The organism is Ilyomonas limi (assembly GCF_005233845.1).
GTDB classification, from domain to species: domain Bacteria; phylum Bacteroidota; class Bacteroidia; order Chitinophagales; family Chitinophagaceae; genus Ilyomonas; species Ilyomonas limi.
Map to the genome: position 1 here is coordinate 128,590 of NZ_SZQL01000007.1, position 17,623 is coordinate 146,212.

Genomic DNA, 17,623 nt, shown 5'->3' on the forward strand with positions numbered 1-17,623 from the left:
TCTCTTTTGTTACTGCAACAAAAGAGAAGCATAAAAAATAATGGTACAAACGCCTTAGCTGTTACTTGCCAAAGATTTTTGCTCCGAAAATTAGCGTTAATACAAAAAGTACAATAAAAATAAAGAACAATACCTTGGCAATAGAAGCTGCACCTTCAGCAATACCGCCAAAACCAAATATTGCTGCGATAATTGAGATAACCAGGAAAATAGCTGCCCACTTTAGCATATAATATAGTTTTAAAGGTTCGTTAAATTATTAAGATAATTTTGTGCCAAAGTGTACAAAACAGCATAAAATAGTTTTATACCTTTTCTTTTTCAACATTTTATGCCATTAGATTTAGAGCAAAACAAAGCCCTGAGCCAAAGATCAGGGCTTATCTCAGAGTAAAAAGTAAAGCGCTGCAGTCTATTTCTTACGACAATACACGCTCTTCTATTCTTCCTGTAGTCTTGTTTTTTAATATTAATTTCTTAGCACCAAAGTGCGTCATCTCTTCTTTTATGAGGTAATGATCGGCATCGTAATCGGTGAGTGTGCTGGGTTTTGTTAAACCTTCTTTACCACGCCAGATGTCCAGTTGCACCGGCTCCCATTGTTTTGTTTTAGCACTTTTATAAGCCGCATCCAATATAGCATTTACCACATATCCATCATAGAATGTTTCTTTGGGCTCCCTGCCTTCTTCCATGCTTTTAAACATATCCATAAACATATGGTTGTAGCCCAACTCGTTTATCTCATCGCCTACCGGAAAAAGCCAGCCACTGTTGCTTTCTGCTTTTTCGGCTACATAATCGGCACCTTTGCCGGTAGTAAACATTTCAAAACCGGTACGCAAAAAGCTGTTTATCCAAATAGTGCCTTCAGTGCCCATTACTTCATCGCGCAGATCTAATCCGCCGCGAAATGTCCAGCTTACTTCAAACTGGGCGATAGAGCCGTTTTCATATTTAATTAAGCCAATGGCATGGTCTTCGGCATCAATGGGTTTCACCTGTGTATCTGCCCAGCACATTACTTCTACCGGCTTTATATCTTTACCAATATAGCTTCTTGTTATCTCCACGCAGTGGCAACCCAAATCGAGAATACAGCCACCGCCGGCCAGCTCTATATTCCAAAACCATTCGCTGTGCGGGCCAGGATGCGTTTCGCGCGATTTTGCCCATAATATTCTGCCCAAAGCGCCATTTTTTACACTCTCCATAGCTTTGATAAACTTGGGCGTATAAACCAAATCTTCCAAATACCCATTGAAGATGCCGGCTTGTTCTACTGCTTCCAACATACGTTTTGCTTCGGCGGCATTGCGACCCAAAGGCTTGGTGGTAATCACTGCCTTCTTGTGCTTGCAGCAAAGCATAACGGCTTCTTCGTGCAGGTTGTTGGGCAATGCAATACATACCACTTCCACATCGGGGTTAGAGATGGATTCTTCCATATTGGTAGTTACATGCGGCACGCCATAGTCGTCGGCAAACTTTTGAGCACTTTCCTGCCTGCGCGAATAAATGCTTACAATCTTATCGGCACTGCGGTTGCCATGCAGTGCATCGGCATAAAAGCGACCAATAAAGCCAGAGCCAAGCATCGCTATTTTTTTCATAGTTGGTTATCGTTTTTTATTTGAATATTAATTTTTTGCCACTAAGGCATGAAAGCAGCAATAATAAGTATAAAAATTTAAACACATTCATTTGCATATCTATACATCTTCAGGTGGAGTAAGCACATCGTACACCATACAACTAACATCGCACACATATGCTTACACCATTTCCACAGCCTCGGCACGCACGGCAGAACGTTGATTATCTCTGAAAAAAAGCAGGAAAAACACCAGCACAAAAACGGCAATTCCAGCGGGCACCATCCATGTATTTTTCCAGTTTACTATGTTGTCCGAAGTAAAGTAATCTTTTACATAACCTGATAGCAAAGTGCCTATCCACATGCCAATACCATAGGTGGCCATAGTAATCATGCCTTGCGCCTGACTTTGTATTTGTACACCAGCTTTACTATCGGTATAAATTTGCCCTGTTACAAAAAAGAAATCAAAGCATACGCCATGCAGTATAATGCCTACAAACAGCAGCCAAAGTAAATCATCGGCATTGCCATAACCAAAACACAGGAAACGCAGCCCCCAGGCAATCATGCCCAGCACAATCATCCATTTTACACCCAAACGTTTAAAGAAAAACGGAATTAGTAAGATAAAGAATGCCTCGGAAAATTGCCCGAAGGTCATATTGCTGGTTACATTGTTCATACCAGCCTCAGTAAGATACAGGTTGGTAAAACTGTAATAAAATGAAAGCGGAATGCAGATTAATACTGAAGCAATAAAAAAGATAACAAACGAGCGGTCTTTAAACAATACAAATGCATCGGCACCCAATATTTGAGCAAAAGTTGCTTTGGAGCCTTTTGCCTTAGGTGGCGTATTAGGCAAAAAGAAGCTTAACACACCCAACACCAGCGAAGCAACTGCTGCCATTTTAAATGTAAATCCCAATTCATCGGTACTTAATTTAAACACCTTGTCTATCATCCAGCCGGTAGCAATCCAGCCAATGGTGCCCAGTACGCGTATAGAAGCAAACTCTTTGCTCGTGTCTTTCATTTGCCTGAAGGCAACCGAATTGGCTAAAGCTAAAGTAGGTGCATAACACAAAGAATATAATAGCAATATCCAGTAAAAAGCGTCCGGCGATTGAATGGTAGTAAGATAATACAGCAAAGCAGCGCCAATAAGATGTAATATCCCAAGTACACGCTCAGCTGCAAAAAAACGGTCGGCAATCATACCTACAAAAAAGGGTGAAATGATAGTGGCAATCGCCATAGCACTATATGCAGCACCTACCTGCACACCATCGGCATGTAATACTTTATCTAAGTAAGTGCCCATCGTTACATACCAGGCACCCCATACAAAAAATTCCAGAAACATCATTAAGGAAAGCTGAACACGTGTAGTTGATTTCATTAAACAGTATTATTATTTAGTAAACAAAGCGTATTGCTCGGCTGATGTGCACTCGTTTATTTATACGCGGCAATATCGTTAAAATATTATTGCAACCCTTATTGAATAATGTTGTAACTTAATACTGGTTTTCCACGAAAAATGAGCAGTTTAAGAGATTACTAAAAGCACAATTCTCTGTGCAATCTCCATTTACTCATGTACTCCGCAGTGAAAACAGCTCCCGAAATAACGGTGAAAAAGTACGAAACAAAAATTTATTTATACTCGTATTCGCACATTATTTTGCACAACGGATGAAACGGACAGAAGATACATATCAGCACAAAGGCATGCGCCGGCAGCTTATCAACAGCCTGCGCGAAAAAGGCATACAGGACGAACGGGTATTGGAAGCAATGAACAATATTCCCCGTCATTGGTTTTTAGATTCAGCTTTTAATAAAATTGCTTACGAAGACCGGGCTTTTCCTATAGGCGAAGGACAAACTATTTCGCAACCTTACACCGTAGCGTACCAAACACAATTATTGTGTGTAAACCGCGGTGAAAAAATACTGGAAATCGGCACCGGCAGCGCTTATCAGGCAACAGTTTTAGCCGAAATGGGTGCGCGTGTTTTTACCATTGAACGGCAGAAAAAGTTGTACGACCACTTGCAACGCACTTATGTGTTCAAAGGCAAATATCCCAATCTCAAATTCTTTTATGGCGATGGCTTTGAAGGCTTGCCTTCATTTGCACCTTTTGATAAAGTGATCATCACGGCAGCAGCGCCTTTTTTACCACAAAAATTAATAGATCAAATGCGTGTGGGCGGCATTATGGTAGTACCGTTAGACGATCCTGAACACAAAAGTCAACGTATGTTGCGCATTACCAAAACACCCGATGGCATACAGGAAGAACGGTTTGATTTCTTCTCCTTTGTGCCAATGCTGAGTGGAAAGAATCATTAAGGAACTTGTGTAGACACAAAGGATTGTTATGCTATTTATTACATTGTCAATTAAATAATCTTAATCATCAACAAATGAGATGTTAGCTGATAGCTTTTTACCGGCGGGTATTTCATCATCCGGGAATGGGTGCTTATTTACTACTTTAAAATATAACAGCATACTTATACATCTTAGTGCCTTCGCGCCCTTGCGGCATAGTACTTCTCATAATTAGTTTTTTACAATCAATCCTTCACACTTTACTTTGCAGCATACAACTTGTTTATGCATTCATTTCAAGAACTGACAGCTGCATTCAAAAAACGTTTTGAGGTCAACCACTTTCCGGCAGAACCGGCTTCGCTATACGAGCCAGGCGCTTATTTTTTAAATATTGGTGGCAAACGCATTCGCCCGGTATTGTGTCTGATGGCCAATGAATTGTTTGACACCATTACGCCGGATGCATGGCACGTAGCAACGGCTATAGAACTGTTTCACAACTTTACGCTGATACATGACGATATGATGGACAAAGCGCCGCTCCGGCGCGGACTGCCTACCGTACATACCAAATTTGGCAACAGTACGGCGTTACTTACCGGCGATGTAATGCTGATTGTGGCGTATGAATACCTGAATAAAATTGCTCTCACTTATCTGCAACGCATTATTGGCATCTTTAATCAAACGGCAAAACAGGTGTGTGAAGGGCAGCAATTAGATATGGATTTTGAAAAGCAGGATAATGTGCAACCCGATAATTACCTGCACATGATAACCCTGAAAACATCGGTATTGCTGGCAGCGAGTTTAGAGATGGGCGCCATACTTGGTGGTGCCAGCGCACGCAATTGCCAGCATATGTATGAGTTTGGCAAAAACTTAGGTATTGCCTTTCAAATTCAGGATGATTATCTGGATGCATTTGGCGATCCCGAAAAGTTTGGTAAAGATGTGGGCGGCGATATAAGGCAGAATAAAAAAACTTTTTTATTGTTACATACGTTGCAAAACGCCAATGCAGCACAGCAGGCCGAACTGGAGCAACTGATGCAAAGCAATGCTACTGATAAAGTAGAAAAAGTATTGACTATTTACAGGGCTTGTAATGTAGATAGCTGGGCAAAAGACTTTAAAGAAAAATATGTAATTAAGGCGTTGCAGCATTTGGAAGATGTGGCAGTAGTTTCGGCCAGGAAAAAGAGTTTACTGGAATTAACGGATTATTTAATTAGCCGCGATTCATAACCTCGTCGTTGCGAGCGCCAGCAAAGCAATCTGTGGATATTGGTAGAATCAAAATAAGCCGTTAAGTGCATAATCCTACAGGTTAATGTTTTCTAACTAAACCATCAATAACAATTTACAGCAACGCACAGATTGCTTTGCTGGCGCTCGCAATGACGTTGCTTTACCACATAGTAAAAATTACAACTGCTATTCAATACACAACAGCATCGCTTTTATTTTTGAAACCATTTAGCAACAGTCATATTTTATCTATCTTCCACAACCAAAACCAATAGCGCATGGCTCATTCTCTTTTCAGGAAAAAGAACATCAATAAAATACTTACCGATGCTGCCACCAATGAAGAAGCAGCGCATGGTGGTGCCAGCGGATTGAAGCGGGTGCTTACATTGCGCGACCTGACCTTTTTTGGCATTGCTGCCATTATTGGTGCGGGCAGTTTTAGCAGCTTGGGCGAAGCTGTTTTTAAAGGTGGCCCGGGCGTGGTGTTCCTCTTTATTATGTGCGCGGTGGCTTGTGGTTTTACGGCATTGTGCTATGCCGAGTTTGCCAGCCGCATACCCGTTGCAGGCAGCGCTTACACGTATGCGTATGCTTCGTTTGGTGAGTTGTTTGCATGGATTATCGGCTGGGCGCTTATTATGGAATACTCTATTGGTAACATTTATGTAGCTTTTTCGTGGAGCGATTATTTTACTTCTTTTTTACACAAAATAAATATCCATATCCCCGATTACCTCACTTGCAGCTATATGGAAGCGAAAGAGGCATTTGCCAATAACTCTTCTAATGAAGAGTTGGTAAATGCATGGACAAGTGCCCCCTTATTAGGCTCCTTGAAAATTATTTTTGATTTGCCCGCATTGATTATCAACCTGCTTATTACAACATTGGTATATGTAGGTGTAAAAGAGTCGCGCAACTTTAGCAATGTGATGGTAGTGCTTAAACTGTGCGCTGTAGTGCTGGTGATTGCGGTGGGCGCTTATTATGTAGACCCTGCCAACTGGCATCCGGTGAATGATGCTGGTGTACGCTCTTTTTCGCCTAATGGGTTTGCAGGTATAATGAGCGCCGTAAGCGGCGTATTCTTTGCCTATATTGGCTTTGATGCGGTGAGTGTAATGGCAGAAGAAAGTAAAAACCCGCAGCGCGATTTACCGCGCAGTATGATTTTATCGCTGGTCATTTGCACGGTTGTGTACATATTACTTACACTGGTGCTTACCGGCGTGCTCAACTACCGCCAGTTTGAAGGCGTAGGCGACCCCTTAGCAAGAATATTTGAAGTAACCAATGTAGGCTGGATGCAGTTTTTAATATCCATCATTGCTGTAATAGCTATGACAAGTGTGTTGCTTGTTTTCCAGATGGGGCAGCCGCGTATATGGATGAGCATGAGCCGCGATGGACTGCTGCCACCTGTTTTTCAGAAAATCCACCCCAAGTTTCAAACACCTTCGTTTTCAACTATTATAACCGGCTTGCTGGTGGCTATTCCAATTATTTTTACAGATAAAACATTTGTGCTCGATTTTACCAGCATTGCTACGCTTTTTGCATTTGTGCTGGTGTGCGGCGGCGTACTGCTGATACCGCGCAAAGAGGGTGTTCCGGGCAGGTTTAATATACCTTATATCAATGGTAAATATCTGTTTCCGCTCATCATTATCGTAGCCATTGCTTTAATAGAATATTACAACCGTAATTATTTTATTGGCTTTTTCAATATCAACGAAGACAATGCTTCGTTCAACATTTCGAGTATTGTTTTCTGGCTGGTAATGATTGCTGTTGCTATTGCCGCTTTTATTAAAAGTTTCTCCTTAATACCCTTGTTGGGTTTGTCTTCCTGTATGTATTTACTCACGGGCATGACAGGTGAAAACTGGGCTTGGTTTGCATCGTGGCTGGCGCTGGGCTTAATTATTTATTTTTTGTATGGGTATAAAAAAAGTAAGCTGAATGAGATCATATAAGCATTGTATAATCATACACTTAATGCAGCTATAAAATCCGCTGGCTCGTTGGGTGTAACTACAATCTTTTTGTTGTAAGTAGTAGTTATCAAAACCGCCTTGTCTCTTCGTGTAGCATACCACGTCATGCTGCTCAGGGTATAATTGGCAAAACAGCCATAATATCCAAACACACCACCCACGCCAAAAGTTCTAATAGCACCATTTATTTCTTTTTTATCAACAATGGCTATGCTTTTGATGGTTGTGTGTTTTATACGCACATTGCGGATGAGGCGGCAAATAATCAGTGCGTCCGGCGTTACTTTGTAAGCTGTAGGATGAAATGCAAATGCCAAACCATAGAGCAAGAGAAAAATGACAGTAACACACAGCGGACGGACAATGTTGACATCGGAAGCAATAAGGTATTCCGTGGCAATGATGCAGGCAAACGATAACGTAAACAGCACTGTAATGGCGATTGCAGTTTTATCCAACGAAATTTTGAAAAGCATAATTCCTGTTTTATGGTGCAATACATATTTAAATTTTATGTAATATTGCAGCTAATTTTAGAAAATACAATGATATTGCAAAGTAAAAAATAAGTTTTTGCTACGTTATTTCGAAAACATTTTTTCCAATTTTGGAAATTCAGTCTAATTTTGGAACTGGAATTAACATTACTCCTGTTTTTGGAAAGCCATAGGCCATAGAACAAAAAGCTTTTCCCTCAATACTAAATAAACCGATCATTATGAAAAAAATGTACACGCAACCTGCTCGTTCTCTACGCTTGTTGCTCCCCGCAGCCGTATGTTTTTGTTATGCTTTGTCGCCGCACGCTTCGTACGGACAAACGTATTATTCCACTTTTGGTAATCCAACAGGCAAATTTTCCGTTACTGAGCCATCGGGAAACACTTGCAATGCGCCAGCCGTTCAGGATGCTGCTGCCTTTGCTGATGGCAACATCAACAACTTTACTTCCATCAAAGGCAGCATCAGCAGTCCGCTTACCTGCACCAATGGTGGCTATACTTTTACTACATTTTTAAACCTGCCGCCCGATTCGCCGTACGTGAGTGCCGGCTTGCAGGCGGGCTTCAGAATAAAAGTACCATCTGGTATTAATATCGCTCGTCTTACACAAAATATTTCTATACAAACCTTCCTGGGCACTACCATGCAGGAATCGTACAATGGCGATAGCATTCATCCGATTGACCTTGCAACCGATAGTAGCCGTTTTATTGTATATGTAAATACCAGGAAGAATTTTAACCGTTTACAATTGACGGTTAACAGCAATATTATTCCGCTGAATACCATTTTTGAATTCGATGTTATTTACGCTATAGCCTCCAATGCGCAGTTGTTACCCGTAACCATCAGCAGCTACAATGCCACGGCAGCCGGCAACAATGTAACGGTTTCGTGGCAGTCGCTCAACGAAGTAAACCTCAGTGGCTACCGCATAGAAAAAAGCAGCAATAACGGCACAAGCTATACGGCTGTAGCTATGTTGCCGGCAAAAGGCGGCAGCGGCGCTATCAGTTATAGCTATACCGACAAAGCAGTTGCTAATGGCAATTATCTGTATCGTATAGTAGCGATAGATAAAGATGGCTTTGCCAAAACTACCAATGCGGTATTGGTAACTATTGCCGGTAAAGCTTTCCTGAAACTGATGCCATCTATTGTAAAGGGAGGACAAGCTGTAATTGTAAACAGTGGCATAGCCGGTAATTACCAGCTTGCCGTATTTGACCTGCAAGGCAGAATGGTAAAACAACAGCAGGTAAACAGCAACGATAAAGTAATGATTAATACCAGTGGTTTGAGTGCCGGTACGTATGTGGTAAAAATTATGACTCCATCGGGCGGTATAATGCAGGCTAAGTTTATTGTGGATTAAGCACTGATATTTCGCTTTTTGCAAAAAGCGGAACAAAAAAGCTGAACGATTATAACAACCGTTCAGCTTTTTTGTTTAAGTGTCCATTGTTGCGGGTAATAGTAAAATAATCTGTGGATATAATTAAAATCAAATAAGGCATCCGAATGGATAACCTGTCAGGTTAATGCTTTCAAAATGTGCCATCAATATTTATTTACAGCATAGCACAGATTGCTTTGCCGGCACTCGCAATGACCGATTTGATTTGCTACACCGGGTCCACATCTGCCGTTATCATTACACTCCGGTATTGCGGGTTGCTTTGTATGATAATGGTTTGCTGTACAATCTGCTGTTTACAGTTATTAATAACAGCAGCTTCGCGCGGCAGCTTAATTAATATTTCCCACAAAAACATATTACGGATGCGGTTGACCACCGGCTCTGCCGGACCGGAAAGATATTGATCGAAAGAAGCACGCAAAGCAACTGCCATGAGGTTGGCAGCTTCCTCAGCAATATTAGAGAGTTTATGCTTGAAGGTTATCTGTATCAATCTTGCAAAAGGCGGATAAAAAAACTGCCGGCGGTTAGCAATTTCCATTTTATATAGTTCTTCATAATTATGCTCTTTTACCAACTGCAATACCGGATGGTTAGTATTAGCCACCTGTATCAATACTTCGCCTTCGGCATCCCGGCGCCCCGCCCGCCCGCTCACCTGCTCCATCAATTGAAAAGCGCGTTCATTCACCCGGAAGTCGGCAAAGTTGAGGATGCCATCGGCATCTAAAATGCCTACCAGATTTACATGCTCAAAATCTAGACCTTTTACCACCATTTGTGTGCCTACGAGTACATCTATACGCCGCTGCTCAAATAGTTTTATCAGCGAGTCGTGATCGTGCTTGCCTTTGATGCTGTCGTAATCCATACGCGCTACACGCACATCGGGCAGAGCCGCCGCAAGGGTTTCCTCTATTTTTTCTGTACCAAAATTGCGTTGATTGAACTGATGGCTGCCACAGGCTGCACAGGTGTACATTACCGGATAATCGGTGCCGCAATAATGGCAAACAAGTTTGTTTTTTGCCTTATGATACGTAAGCGTTACATCGCAGTTGCGGCAATGCGGTATCCAGCCACAGGCATTACAAATTAAGTACGGCGAGTAGCCACGCCTGTTTTGAAAAAGGATAACCTGCTTATTTTTTTTAACAGCATTTTCAATAGCATATTTGAGTTGTGGCGTAAGAATTATCTTTTCGCCCGGCTTGCTGATAACATGCTTGGTATCTACAAGTTCTATCGCCGGCAAAGCTGCATTATTAAAACGTTCGGTAAGCTTTACCAATGCATATTTACCCAGTTCGCAGTTATGATAACTTTCAATAGACGGCGTAGCACTGCCAAGCAACACTTTTGCCCCAAACAGTGAAGCATAATACACGGCTGCATCGCGGGCCTGATAACGTGGTGCAGGATCTTGTTGTTTGTAAGAAGGATCCTGTTCTTCATCAATAATAATCAATCCCAAATTGCGGAAAGGCAGAAACAAGGCAGACCTTGCGCCTAAGATAACTTTGGTTTCGCCACTGTTTATTTTATTCCAAATCTCCACTCTTTCATTTGCATTAAACTTGGAGTGATAGATGGTAATATGCCCGCCAAAATACTTTTGCAACCGGCGTATTATCTGCGCGGTTAGTGCAATCTCCGGCAGCATATATAATACCTGTTTGCCTTGCCTGATGTATTGCTCAATTAACCTTACGTACAATTGTGTTTTGCCGCTGGAAGTAACACCATGTAAGAGGCATACTTGCTTTTCGGTAAAGGCATGGATTACTTCTTTCAAAGCTTGTTGCTGTGCTGCCGATAAGGTAAAATCTATCACTACATCTTTGGGCAAAGATGGCAGGCGATCCATGCTGCGCTTGTGGGCAAATAAGATATTTTTATCTATCAAACCTTTTAACTGTGCCGGCGAAGCATTGCTCTTTTTTAATAGCTCCTGCTGCGTTACTTCCCCTTCGGTTTTCATGAGGTGCAGGTAAGCCAGCAGTAGCTCCATTTGCTTTGGTGCGCGGCTCCAGTTGTTCAGCAAATACTGCAGCTTTTCTTCATCGTGATAAACAGGATTTAATACAATAAACGTCTCGTATTTCTCTTTGTACTTTTCTTTCAATTCTTCCCATACATAACACACATTTTTTTCTATCAACCGCTTGATGACAGGATAGGCGTGGGTAGCATCCAATATCTGCTGCACTTCAGCAAGGCGGAGCTCTTTTTTGATGTGTAATGCTTCGGTAACTAAAAACTCCTCATCATTCAAGCTTCCAAAATCTTCATCCCATTCTTCATTCCACAACAAAATAGTTTCACTGGAGAGCTTTAAATTAGAAGGCACTGCTGCCTGCATCACTTCACCTTCGGTACACAGATAGTAATCGCTGATCCAATGCCATAATTGCAACTGTTCTTTGTGTAGTAATGGCTCGTTGTCCAGAATATTCAGAACGGGCTTAGGCTCAAAAGCAGCAGGTTTTTCAGTGAAAATCTTCTTTACAATGCCGGTGTATTTTTTATTGCGCAGCGATACTTCTGCCCGCTTGCCAACAGCTATTGCTTCGTGCAAATGCTGCGGTACGCTCCAGGTATAATTTTTTGGCAGGTACAGCGGAATAATAATTTCTGCATACAAGCCATCTTCTTTATACAAACTATTTGGCAACTGCGATACGTTCATCTTGCTTATACTTTTTTTGATACCGGAGCAAACCATCTACCATAATACTATGTACTTTTTCTCTCAACTCATTTACTTGCGCCATGGTATAATTATCCACCGGCACATCGGGCAAGTAAACGGTTCTGGTAATGCCCGGCGTAAGTTCCAAAAAGCCACGGTAGTGCATGCGCTGGTGTGTATCTAAAAATAGTAATGGCTTAATGGGTGTGCGGGTTTCTATCGCTATGCGAAAGGCGCCATCGTAAAAACTTTTCAGCGGTCCGCCGGTTTCGTTAAACGTGCCTTCGGGAAAAATAAAAATAGAGATATGCTGTGCCAGTGCGGCCTTCAATGCACGCACACTGCGTGCCCTGCCTTCGGCACTTGTTCTATCTACACTAATAGCAGCCAGGCGGTAGATAAGGCCAAAAATGGGATATTTTACCATTTCCTGCTTGCCCAAAATGCGTATAGGCTGATGGATGCTTAACACAGCAGCAGGTATATCCATGTAAGAGATGTGGTTGGCCACAAATATGTACTGTGCGCTTTTATCTACCGGCGCTTCATATATCTCTTTGTGCCACATACCAATGCAAAAACACCATACACGCGCCCAGCCATTCATTACTTTATACATTGCATTGCCGCCGCGTACTTTACCCAGCAGCGTACACAACAGCACGAGCACCAATACTACAAACATTAATACAACAAACAGGAGCAAAGCATATATGCAATAAACGATTTGCAGGGTACGTAATACAGCATTACGGGGCGGATATACTTTCTTTTCGCCTTCCCCGGTTCTTAAAGTAGTCTCTTTTGCAGCAGCAGTCATAACTATTTAGTAAAGCATTCAAATAATAAGTAATTGCCAAATATACACTTCAACTGTGTTAACAGCTATCGCAAAAACGTATTATTACGCTCAGTCGTTTAGCCGAATAGTAAAAAGGGGGTTAATATTTGTTAATTAACTTGTTAGCACTATACATCTGTTCTCATATTTGCAGTATGAACACGACAGCAGTGAATAGGTTCTATTGGTGCATGAGTGTCCTTTACACACTGTTTGCAATATCATCCTGCGCCGAACATAAAAGTCAGCAACAACAGTTTATGCCTGAAGAAAAATTAACCACCTCGTCTAATGCAAACACTGATACAGCTACGTTTGGCAACGGTTGTTTCTGGTGTTCCGAAGCCATTTTTCAGCGCCTCGACGGTGTGATAAAAGTCGTTAGCGGCTATAGTGGTGGCACCGTACCCAATCCATCGTACGAGCAGGTATGCACGGGCACCACCGGCCATGCCGAAGTAGTGAATGTGATATACGATCCTTCTAAACTCTCCTACGATGAACTGCTTTCTGTATTTTGGAAAACACATGATCCTACTACGCTTAACCGCCAGGGCAACGATGTAGGCACACAATACCGGAGCGTTATTTTTTATCATAATAGCGAGCAAAAAGAAAAAGCGGAAATGTACAAGGCTGCACTGGATACCAGCGGTGCCTGGAGCAAACCCATTGTAACGGCAATTGAACCATTGAAGAACTTTTATTCTGCTGAAGATTACCACCAGAATTACTTTAACAACAACACCCGGGCTATGTATTGCCAATATGTAATACGGCCTAAGCTGGAGAAGTTTGAAAAAATATTTAAAGATCAGTTGAAAGTAAAACAATAGATTATAAAAAGCGGTAAGTATTTGTACTTACCGCTTTTTTGTTTTGAGTATTAATATGGTGCTATTTAAATCTATTTATTTATTAATGGATATAAGCGTTAAAGGTATCGTAAGTATGATTTTCTACAATAAGTTTTTGTTTGTCGCTTTCTCTTGAAAAAAGTAACCAAAAAGTATGAATGAATTGATGTTTGTTCAATGGTATTCATGAAATCGCTTCGCTAGTTCAAGGACAACACGATTGCACTGCGCGTTTGTACGGATCAACGTCACCACTTACTTTAAGATGGATTATAGCTTTTAGGGTGAATAGCTCGGCTGACTGAGCGTTTATTGAAGAACTATAATGCTTTACCACCAGGGGTTTCGTGTTACACACATATGTATGTAAGTATGGTTAGCTTGCATATAACTTAACCAGATAAAAGCAAAACCAATAGTTAAAATACATTCGCCTGATATTAATCAGGTCTCTTATTTGTACAAATACATTTCTTTGCAGTGTTATGAAAAATGATATTCGCGATAAACAGGACATTATACAAATAGTAAATGCTTTTTATGATAAAGTGAAGCAGGATGCCACTATCGGTCACTTTTTTACGGAAGTAATAAAAGTGGACTGGGACAAGCATTTGCCTAAAATGTATAATTTTTGGGATAATGTTGTTTTTTATACCAATAATTTCTCTGGCAATCCCATGCAGGTGCACAAACATATACATGCCCTGCACGCCCTTACAGGAGCCGATTTTAAACAATGGTATCGTTTGTTTGCTCAAACGGTAAATGAACTGTACGAAGGAGATAATGCGGAATTAATTAAGCAGCGGGCGCTGTCTGTTGCTACCATTATGCAAATAAAAATTGTAGCGCCACAAGCAAATAATATCGCCCAAACTACGTAAGATCTTATCATATTGTTGGTTAAGGTTCGTGTTTTTACGAACCTTTTTTATTGACATTTTCCATGATGTTTGTTTAAGAATTGATATTGTTTATAGCAGGCTTATTATTTTGTTGATAGGTTTTGAGTTATAGTGTAATTTTTATAATTTATTCTCCATAATGCAACAAAGTTCGTGAAAGCACGAACCTGTGCAGAAGGTCTGCATAGGTGTTTTGCCAAAGCAATATCTTCCGCAGTTCGCCTTGGTCGCTAAGTATATCTACTGTTTTTCGAGATTCATTTTATCGATTGTCTTATGGTCCTCCAAAGAATGAATATCCCAAACTTCAAAGGAAGATTTAGTTGACTAAATTCTGAAATTCCAGATGTGGCGGGCATTCAGAATGTGATTGTAAAGTTTTATAGTCTTTTCGGAAAGCTTTTCAGGAAATGTTGAAAATACTCCGGCTATTTTCTGCTTGCTTCAGTGGTTATATTGAAATAATATTTTAAAAAATTCTTTCATTGTTGCCCTGCGATCATAAAGCAAACAAATAATAAAAAAGTGACAGTTTAAATCAATTTTTTATAGCGCTCGTAACTTATCAGGGTTACGTACAAAATAAATACGGCAGATATTCCCGTTATCAAATTCAAAAACCTGGCACACAGATAATTGTTGGTTCTTGTAAAGCAAGAGCCCAGGTTGATGGTTGATATTCGCTTTTTGTATCCGGGTGTCACTTGTGGAGTAAAACTTACGAAATATACCCACAAGGAATTTTGCAGCTAATGATTTACCGTAAAGGGGGCGCAATAGGGCCGATGCTTTACCACCACCATCAGATATTATTGAAATATCATCATGCAATAAGTTTTCCAGCTCTTCTACATCTCCATTATAGATAGCCTGCAGGTATTTTTCAACATATTCTTTGTAGTAAGCGGTGTTTACCACCGTTCCAGGATTTTTCAATTCCTGTTTTGCCCTGCTGAGCATTTTTCTTGAATTTTCTTCAGTGATATGAAGCACTTCTGAGATTTCTTTGTGGTCATATTCGAATGCTTCCTTTAAAATAAAGACTGCCCGTTGTTTTGGATTTAATTTGTCGAGAAGTACCAGCAGGGAATAAGAAAGAATGTCTTGTCTGACGATGTTTGTATCAGCTTTTTCTGTTGCAAGAGGTTCCGGCAGATACTCTCCGGGATATTGCGACAACAGTTTATTTTTCCGTTTCTTTAAGTTGATGGAAAGGTTAATAACCGTACGAACCAGATAGGATTTTTTATCTTCAATGCTACCATTATCATCTATGTTGTAAAATTTCAGGTAAGCATCCTGCACTATATCTTTTGCATCTTCGTAAGAGCCTAGGATGTTATAGGCATAAGTAGTAAGCAATTTCCTGATGTCTTCCATACAATTGAGCGAAATATGCAAAGGTATATTTTCCAATAATTTGATATAGTATTCAGATCGTTGGTAGGGAATTATGCTTACTGTTCACATCTGAGAATTGATTTTGCGCAGGGTTTATTCGTTTATCAATCTTATAAGGTTCAGGTAATATGATACACTTTACTTATAAATACTCCCTAAAAAAATTTATACTGCGTTGTTGCCACCCATCTTTACGCTTACTGCAAACAGTAGCGTTAACATTATTTAAGGTACTCGACGCTTCCTTGCGCTAATGGGAGGAAGCTGTAAAATGGAAAGTTTCTGTTTTCAGATAATTCATTCAAAAAATTTTAAAAGGCTGTCACATTTCCCGTTCCTTATTTGTTTTTTAACTGAATCAAACTTTTTTAAATTATGGAAAGAATTACTTTGAACGAAACCCCGCAAGGTATGAGAGAGGTGCTGCTAAACGTAGAACAATACATTGCCAAAAGCGGAATGGATAAGAAGTTACTAAACCTGGTGAAAATGAGGGCATCCCAAATTAATAGTTGCGCTTACTGCCTCGACATGCATTCTAAGGAAGCCAGGCATGCCGGTGAAACCGAACAAAGGCTATACGCTTTGCCTGCCTGGAGGGAAACACCTTATTATTCAGGGAAAGAAAGGGCTGCGCTAGCTTTTACCGAAATCTTGACAAGATTGCCCGAAGAACAAAGCAGTGATCACATACACGATGAGCTATCCAAGTATTTTTCTAAGGACGAAATTGCTTATCTCACTTTGTGCATTGCCCAAATTAATACCTGGAACCGTATTGTACGTTCCTTCGGTCCCGTGCCAGGCAGTTATATGGTAAAACAAAGAATAAGGGAAAACGAAGTCGTCTCATAGCAGAAAGGTTTTTATACAACGAGGTTGGTGTCCTAAATGCAGTATGCAACCAGTTGCACACCAACCTCGTTTTAAAATCTTTTATGATTAAGGTTGATTCATGTAAAAAAATTTGGATAACGCAGATTGATTTGGTTCGGATCGTTTAATAAAATGCATTTAATCACCTTACCCTTACAGATCTTTGCTCTTAAATTTTCGCAGGGAAAGAAATACAGGTATAACAATCCATAAAATCAGTACGGAAAAGGAGATTGTAATACCGGTTGCGGTGCCAAAAAAATCTTTAAAAACAGCACCGGTATAACCCATGAGTGCAGATACATCGAGTTGCAATAAAATAAGAATGCGGCTTAAATCAATAGGGTTGAGCGAGCTGATGCCCACCATTACTTTCTCCAAAGGATAATCTGCAAACTGGAACAGCAGGAATAAGACAAGCCCATCAAAAATAACAGCAAAATATAACCACAATAAAATAGCAATACCTATACCTTTCGCTTTATCTCTTGTTATCACCGAACTTAATAAAGCAATGGCAATAAAAATAACGGAAAGAAACAAGCCTGCAATAATCATCAGAAAGCCGGTGATATTGGGCTGATAAATGAGAATGGGAATGCCTGCACCCACAAAAAAAGCAACACCCAGTGAAACCGCTAAACCACCAAACAAACTCAGCCAGATGGATTTCCTTTTAATAGGCTGGCTCACCATCAACTCGATAAACTCTGAGCTGTTATAAAAGTAAATAGTAGAAAAAATAATGCTGATAAGTGGCACAATAAACAGAATAAGGTTGAGCAAACTCAACAAACCTTTTTCGGGGTTATCTTCCAGGTTAAAAATAGAAAAAGAAATAAGGAGCAGGAAAAGGGTATATGCAAGCACTATCCTGCTTCTTAAAATATCTACAACAACGTATTTCAATATCTTTTGCATGGCTTA

15 protein-coding genes are annotated in these 17,623 nt (G+C 40.5%); 7 read left to right on the forward strand and 8 right to left on the reverse strand.

Annotated features, from left to right (window positions below; all coding sequences use genetic code 11):
* Positions 1-61: 61 nt before the first annotated feature.
* The 3 genes from FC093_RS10620 to FC093_RS10630 form a co-directional block, all read right to left on the reverse strand.
* Positions 62-229, reverse strand: coding sequence for a DUF1328 domain-containing protein (locus tag FC093_RS10620; protein ID WP_137261754.1), 168 nt, complete (start codon positions 227-229; stop codon positions 62-64).
* Positions 230-419: 190 nt separating this feature from the next.
* Positions 420-1,613, reverse strand: coding sequence for a Gfo/Idh/MocA family protein (locus FC093_RS10625; protein ID WP_137261755.1), 1,194 nt, complete (start codon positions 1,611-1,613; stop codon positions 420-422).
* 162 nt (positions 1,614-1,775) lie between these two features.
* Positions 1,776-3,002, reverse strand: coding sequence for a nucleoside permease (locus FC093_RS10630; RefSeq protein ID WP_137261756.1), 1,227 nt, complete (start codon positions 3,000-3,002; stop codon positions 1,776-1,778).
* Between the two features lie 296 nt (positions 3,003-3,298).
* Here FC093_RS10630 and FC093_RS10635 point away from each other — a divergent pair, with 296 nt between their 5' ends.
* The 3 genes from FC093_RS10635 (at position 3,299) to FC093_RS10645 (ending at position 7,176) form a co-directional block, all read left to right on the forward strand.
* Complete coding sequence (locus FC093_RS10635; protein ID WP_137261757.1) at positions 3,299-3,961, forward strand: protein-L-isoaspartate(D-aspartate) O-methyltransferase; 663 nt, start codon at positions 3,299-3,301, stop codon at positions 3,959-3,961.
* 267 nt (positions 3,962-4,228) lie between these two features.
* The gene (locus FC093_RS10640) at positions 4,229-5,194 is read left to right on the forward strand and encodes a polyprenyl synthetase family protein (RefSeq protein ID WP_137261758.1); all 966 of its coding nucleotides are present in this window, start codon (positions 4,229-4,231) and stop codon (positions 5,192-5,194) included.
* A gap of 281 nt (positions 5,195-5,475) precedes the next feature.
* Positions 5,476-7,176 carry an APC family permease gene (locus tag FC093_RS10645; protein ID WP_137261759.1) on the forward strand — a complete coding sequence of 567 codons (1,701 nt, stop codon included), beginning with the start codon at positions 5,476-5,478 and terminating at the stop codon, positions 7,174-7,176.
* Positions 7,177-7,187: 11 nt separating this feature from the next.
* Here the strand turns inward: FC093_RS10645 and FC093_RS10650 are convergent, their stop codons facing one another.
* Positions 7,188-7,673 carry a PH domain-containing protein gene (locus FC093_RS10650; protein WP_137261760.1) on the reverse strand — a complete coding sequence of 162 codons (486 nt, stop codon included), beginning with the start codon at positions 7,671-7,673 and terminating at the stop codon, positions 7,188-7,190.
* Between the two features lie 242 nt (positions 7,674-7,915).
* Between FC093_RS10650 and FC093_RS10655 the strand changes: the two genes are divergently transcribed.
* Entirely contained in the window at positions 7,916-9,076 is a 1,161-nt protein-coding gene (locus tag FC093_RS10655) for a T9SS type A sorting domain-containing protein (RefSeq protein WP_137261761.1), read from the forward strand.
* 250 nt (positions 9,077-9,326) lie between these two features.
* On the opposite strand, the gene priA is transcribed toward FC093_RS10655, so the two are convergent.
* Together priA and FC093_RS10665 are read right to left on the reverse strand one after the other, a co-directional pair.
* The gene (gene priA / locus FC093_RS10660) at positions 9,327-11,810 is read right to left on the reverse strand and encodes a replication restart helicase PriA (protein ID WP_137261762.1); all 2,484 of its coding nucleotides are present in this window, start codon (positions 11,808-11,810) and stop codon (positions 9,327-9,329) included.
* Positions 11,785-12,633: a lysophospholipid acyltransferase family protein gene (locus FC093_RS10665; protein WP_137261763.1), complete on the reverse strand. Its 849-nt coding sequence runs from the start codon at positions 12,631-12,633 to the stop codon at positions 11,785-11,787. The genes priA and FC093_RS10665 overlap by 26 nt, the downstream gene beginning before the upstream one ends.
* A 281-nt stretch (positions 12,634-12,914) precedes the next feature.
* On the opposite strand from FC093_RS10665, the gene msrA reads away from it, so the two are divergent.
* Both msrA and FC093_RS10675 read left to right on the forward strand, forming a co-directional pair.
* Positions 12,915-13,490 carry a peptide-methionine (S)-S-oxide reductase MsrA gene (gene msrA / locus FC093_RS10670; protein WP_240743260.1) on the forward strand — a complete coding sequence of 192 codons (576 nt, stop codon included), beginning with the start codon at positions 12,915-12,917 and terminating at the stop codon, positions 13,488-13,490.
* Between the two features lie 506 nt (positions 13,491-13,996).
* Positions 13,997-14,398: a group III truncated hemoglobin gene (locus tag FC093_RS10675; protein ID WP_137261764.1), complete on the forward strand. Its 402-nt coding sequence runs from the start codon at positions 13,997-13,999 to the stop codon at positions 14,396-14,398.
* A 567-nt stretch (positions 14,399-14,965) separates the two neighbouring features.
* Here the strand turns inward: FC093_RS10675 and FC093_RS10680 are convergent.
* Entirely contained in the window at positions 14,966-15,799 is an 834-nt protein-coding gene (locus FC093_RS10680) for a sigma-70 family RNA polymerase sigma factor (protein WP_137261765.1), read from the reverse strand.
* 396 nt (positions 15,800-16,195) lie between these two features.
* Here FC093_RS10680 and FC093_RS10685 point away from each other — a divergent pair, with 396 nt between their 5' ends.
* The gene (locus FC093_RS10685) at positions 16,196-16,675 is read left to right on the forward strand and encodes a carboxymuconolactone decarboxylase family protein (protein WP_137261766.1); all 480 of its coding nucleotides are present in this window, start codon (positions 16,196-16,198) and stop codon (positions 16,673-16,675) included.
* 174 nt (positions 16,676-16,849) lie between these two features.
* On the opposite strand, the gene FC093_RS10690 is transcribed toward FC093_RS10685, so the two are convergent.
* Positions 16,850-17,617, reverse strand: coding sequence for an ABC transporter permease subunit (locus FC093_RS10690; protein WP_137261767.1), 768 nt, complete (start codon positions 17,615-17,617; stop codon positions 16,850-16,852).
* Positions 17,618-17,623 lie beyond the last annotated feature (6 nt).

What these genes read in the sequence shown, in the direction of transcription:
- FC093_RS10620 (WP_137261754.1), bottom strand. Translation starts at nt 229, where the DNA reads ATGCTAAAGTGGGCAGCTATTTTCCTGGTTATCTCAATTATCGCAGCA.
- FC093_RS10625 (WP_137261755.1), bottom strand. Translation starts at nt 1,613, where the DNA reads ATGAAAAAAATAGCGATGCTTGGCTCTGGCTTTATTGGTCGCTTTTAT.
- FC093_RS10630 (WP_137261756.1), bottom strand. Translation starts at nt 3,002, where the DNA reads ATGAAATCAACTACACGTGTTCAGCTTTCCTTAATGATGTTTCTGGAA.
- FC093_RS10635 (WP_137261757.1), top strand. Translation starts at nt 3,299, where the DNA reads ATGAAACGGACAGAAGATACATATCAGCACAAAGGCATGCGCCGGCAG.
- FC093_RS10640 (WP_137261758.1), top strand. Translation starts at nt 4,229, where the DNA reads ATGCATTCATTTCAAGAACTGACAGCTGCATTCAAAAAACGTTTTGAG.
- FC093_RS10645 (WP_137261759.1), top strand. Translation starts at nt 5,476, where the DNA reads ATGGCTCATTCTCTTTTCAGGAAAAAGAACATCAATAAAATACTTACC.
- FC093_RS10650 (WP_137261760.1), bottom strand. Translation starts at nt 7,673, where the DNA reads ATGCTTTTCAAAATTTCGTTGGATAAAACTGCAATCGCCATTACAGTG.
- FC093_RS10655 (WP_137261761.1), top strand. Translation starts at nt 7,916, where the DNA reads ATGAAAAAAATGTACACGCAACCTGCTCGTTCTCTACGCTTGTTGCTC.
- priA (WP_137261762.1), bottom strand. Translation starts at nt 11,810, where the DNA reads ATGAACGTATCGCAGTTGCCAAATAGTTTGTATAAAGAAGATGGCTTG.
- FC093_RS10665 (WP_137261763.1), bottom strand. Translation starts at nt 12,633, where the DNA reads ATGACTGCTGCTGCAAAAGAGACTACTTTAAGAACCGGGGAAGGCGAA.
- msrA (WP_240743260.1), top strand. Translation starts at nt 12,915, where the DNA reads ATGCCTGAAGAAAAATTAACCACCTCGTCTAATGCAAACACTGATACA.
- FC093_RS10675 (WP_137261764.1), top strand. Translation starts at nt 13,997, where the DNA reads ATGAAAAATGATATTCGCGATAAACAGGACATTATACAAATAGTAAAT.
- FC093_RS10680 (WP_137261765.1), bottom strand. Translation starts at nt 15,799, where the DNA reads ATGGAAGACATCAGGAAATTGCTTACTACTTATGCCTATAACATCCTA.
- FC093_RS10685 (WP_137261766.1), top strand. Translation starts at nt 16,196, where the DNA reads ATGGAAAGAATTACTTTGAACGAAACCCCGCAAGGTATGAGAGAGGTG.
- FC093_RS10690 (WP_137261767.1), bottom strand. Translation starts at nt 17,617, where the DNA reads ATGCAAAAGATATTGAAATACGTTGTTGTAGATATTTTAAGAAGCAGG.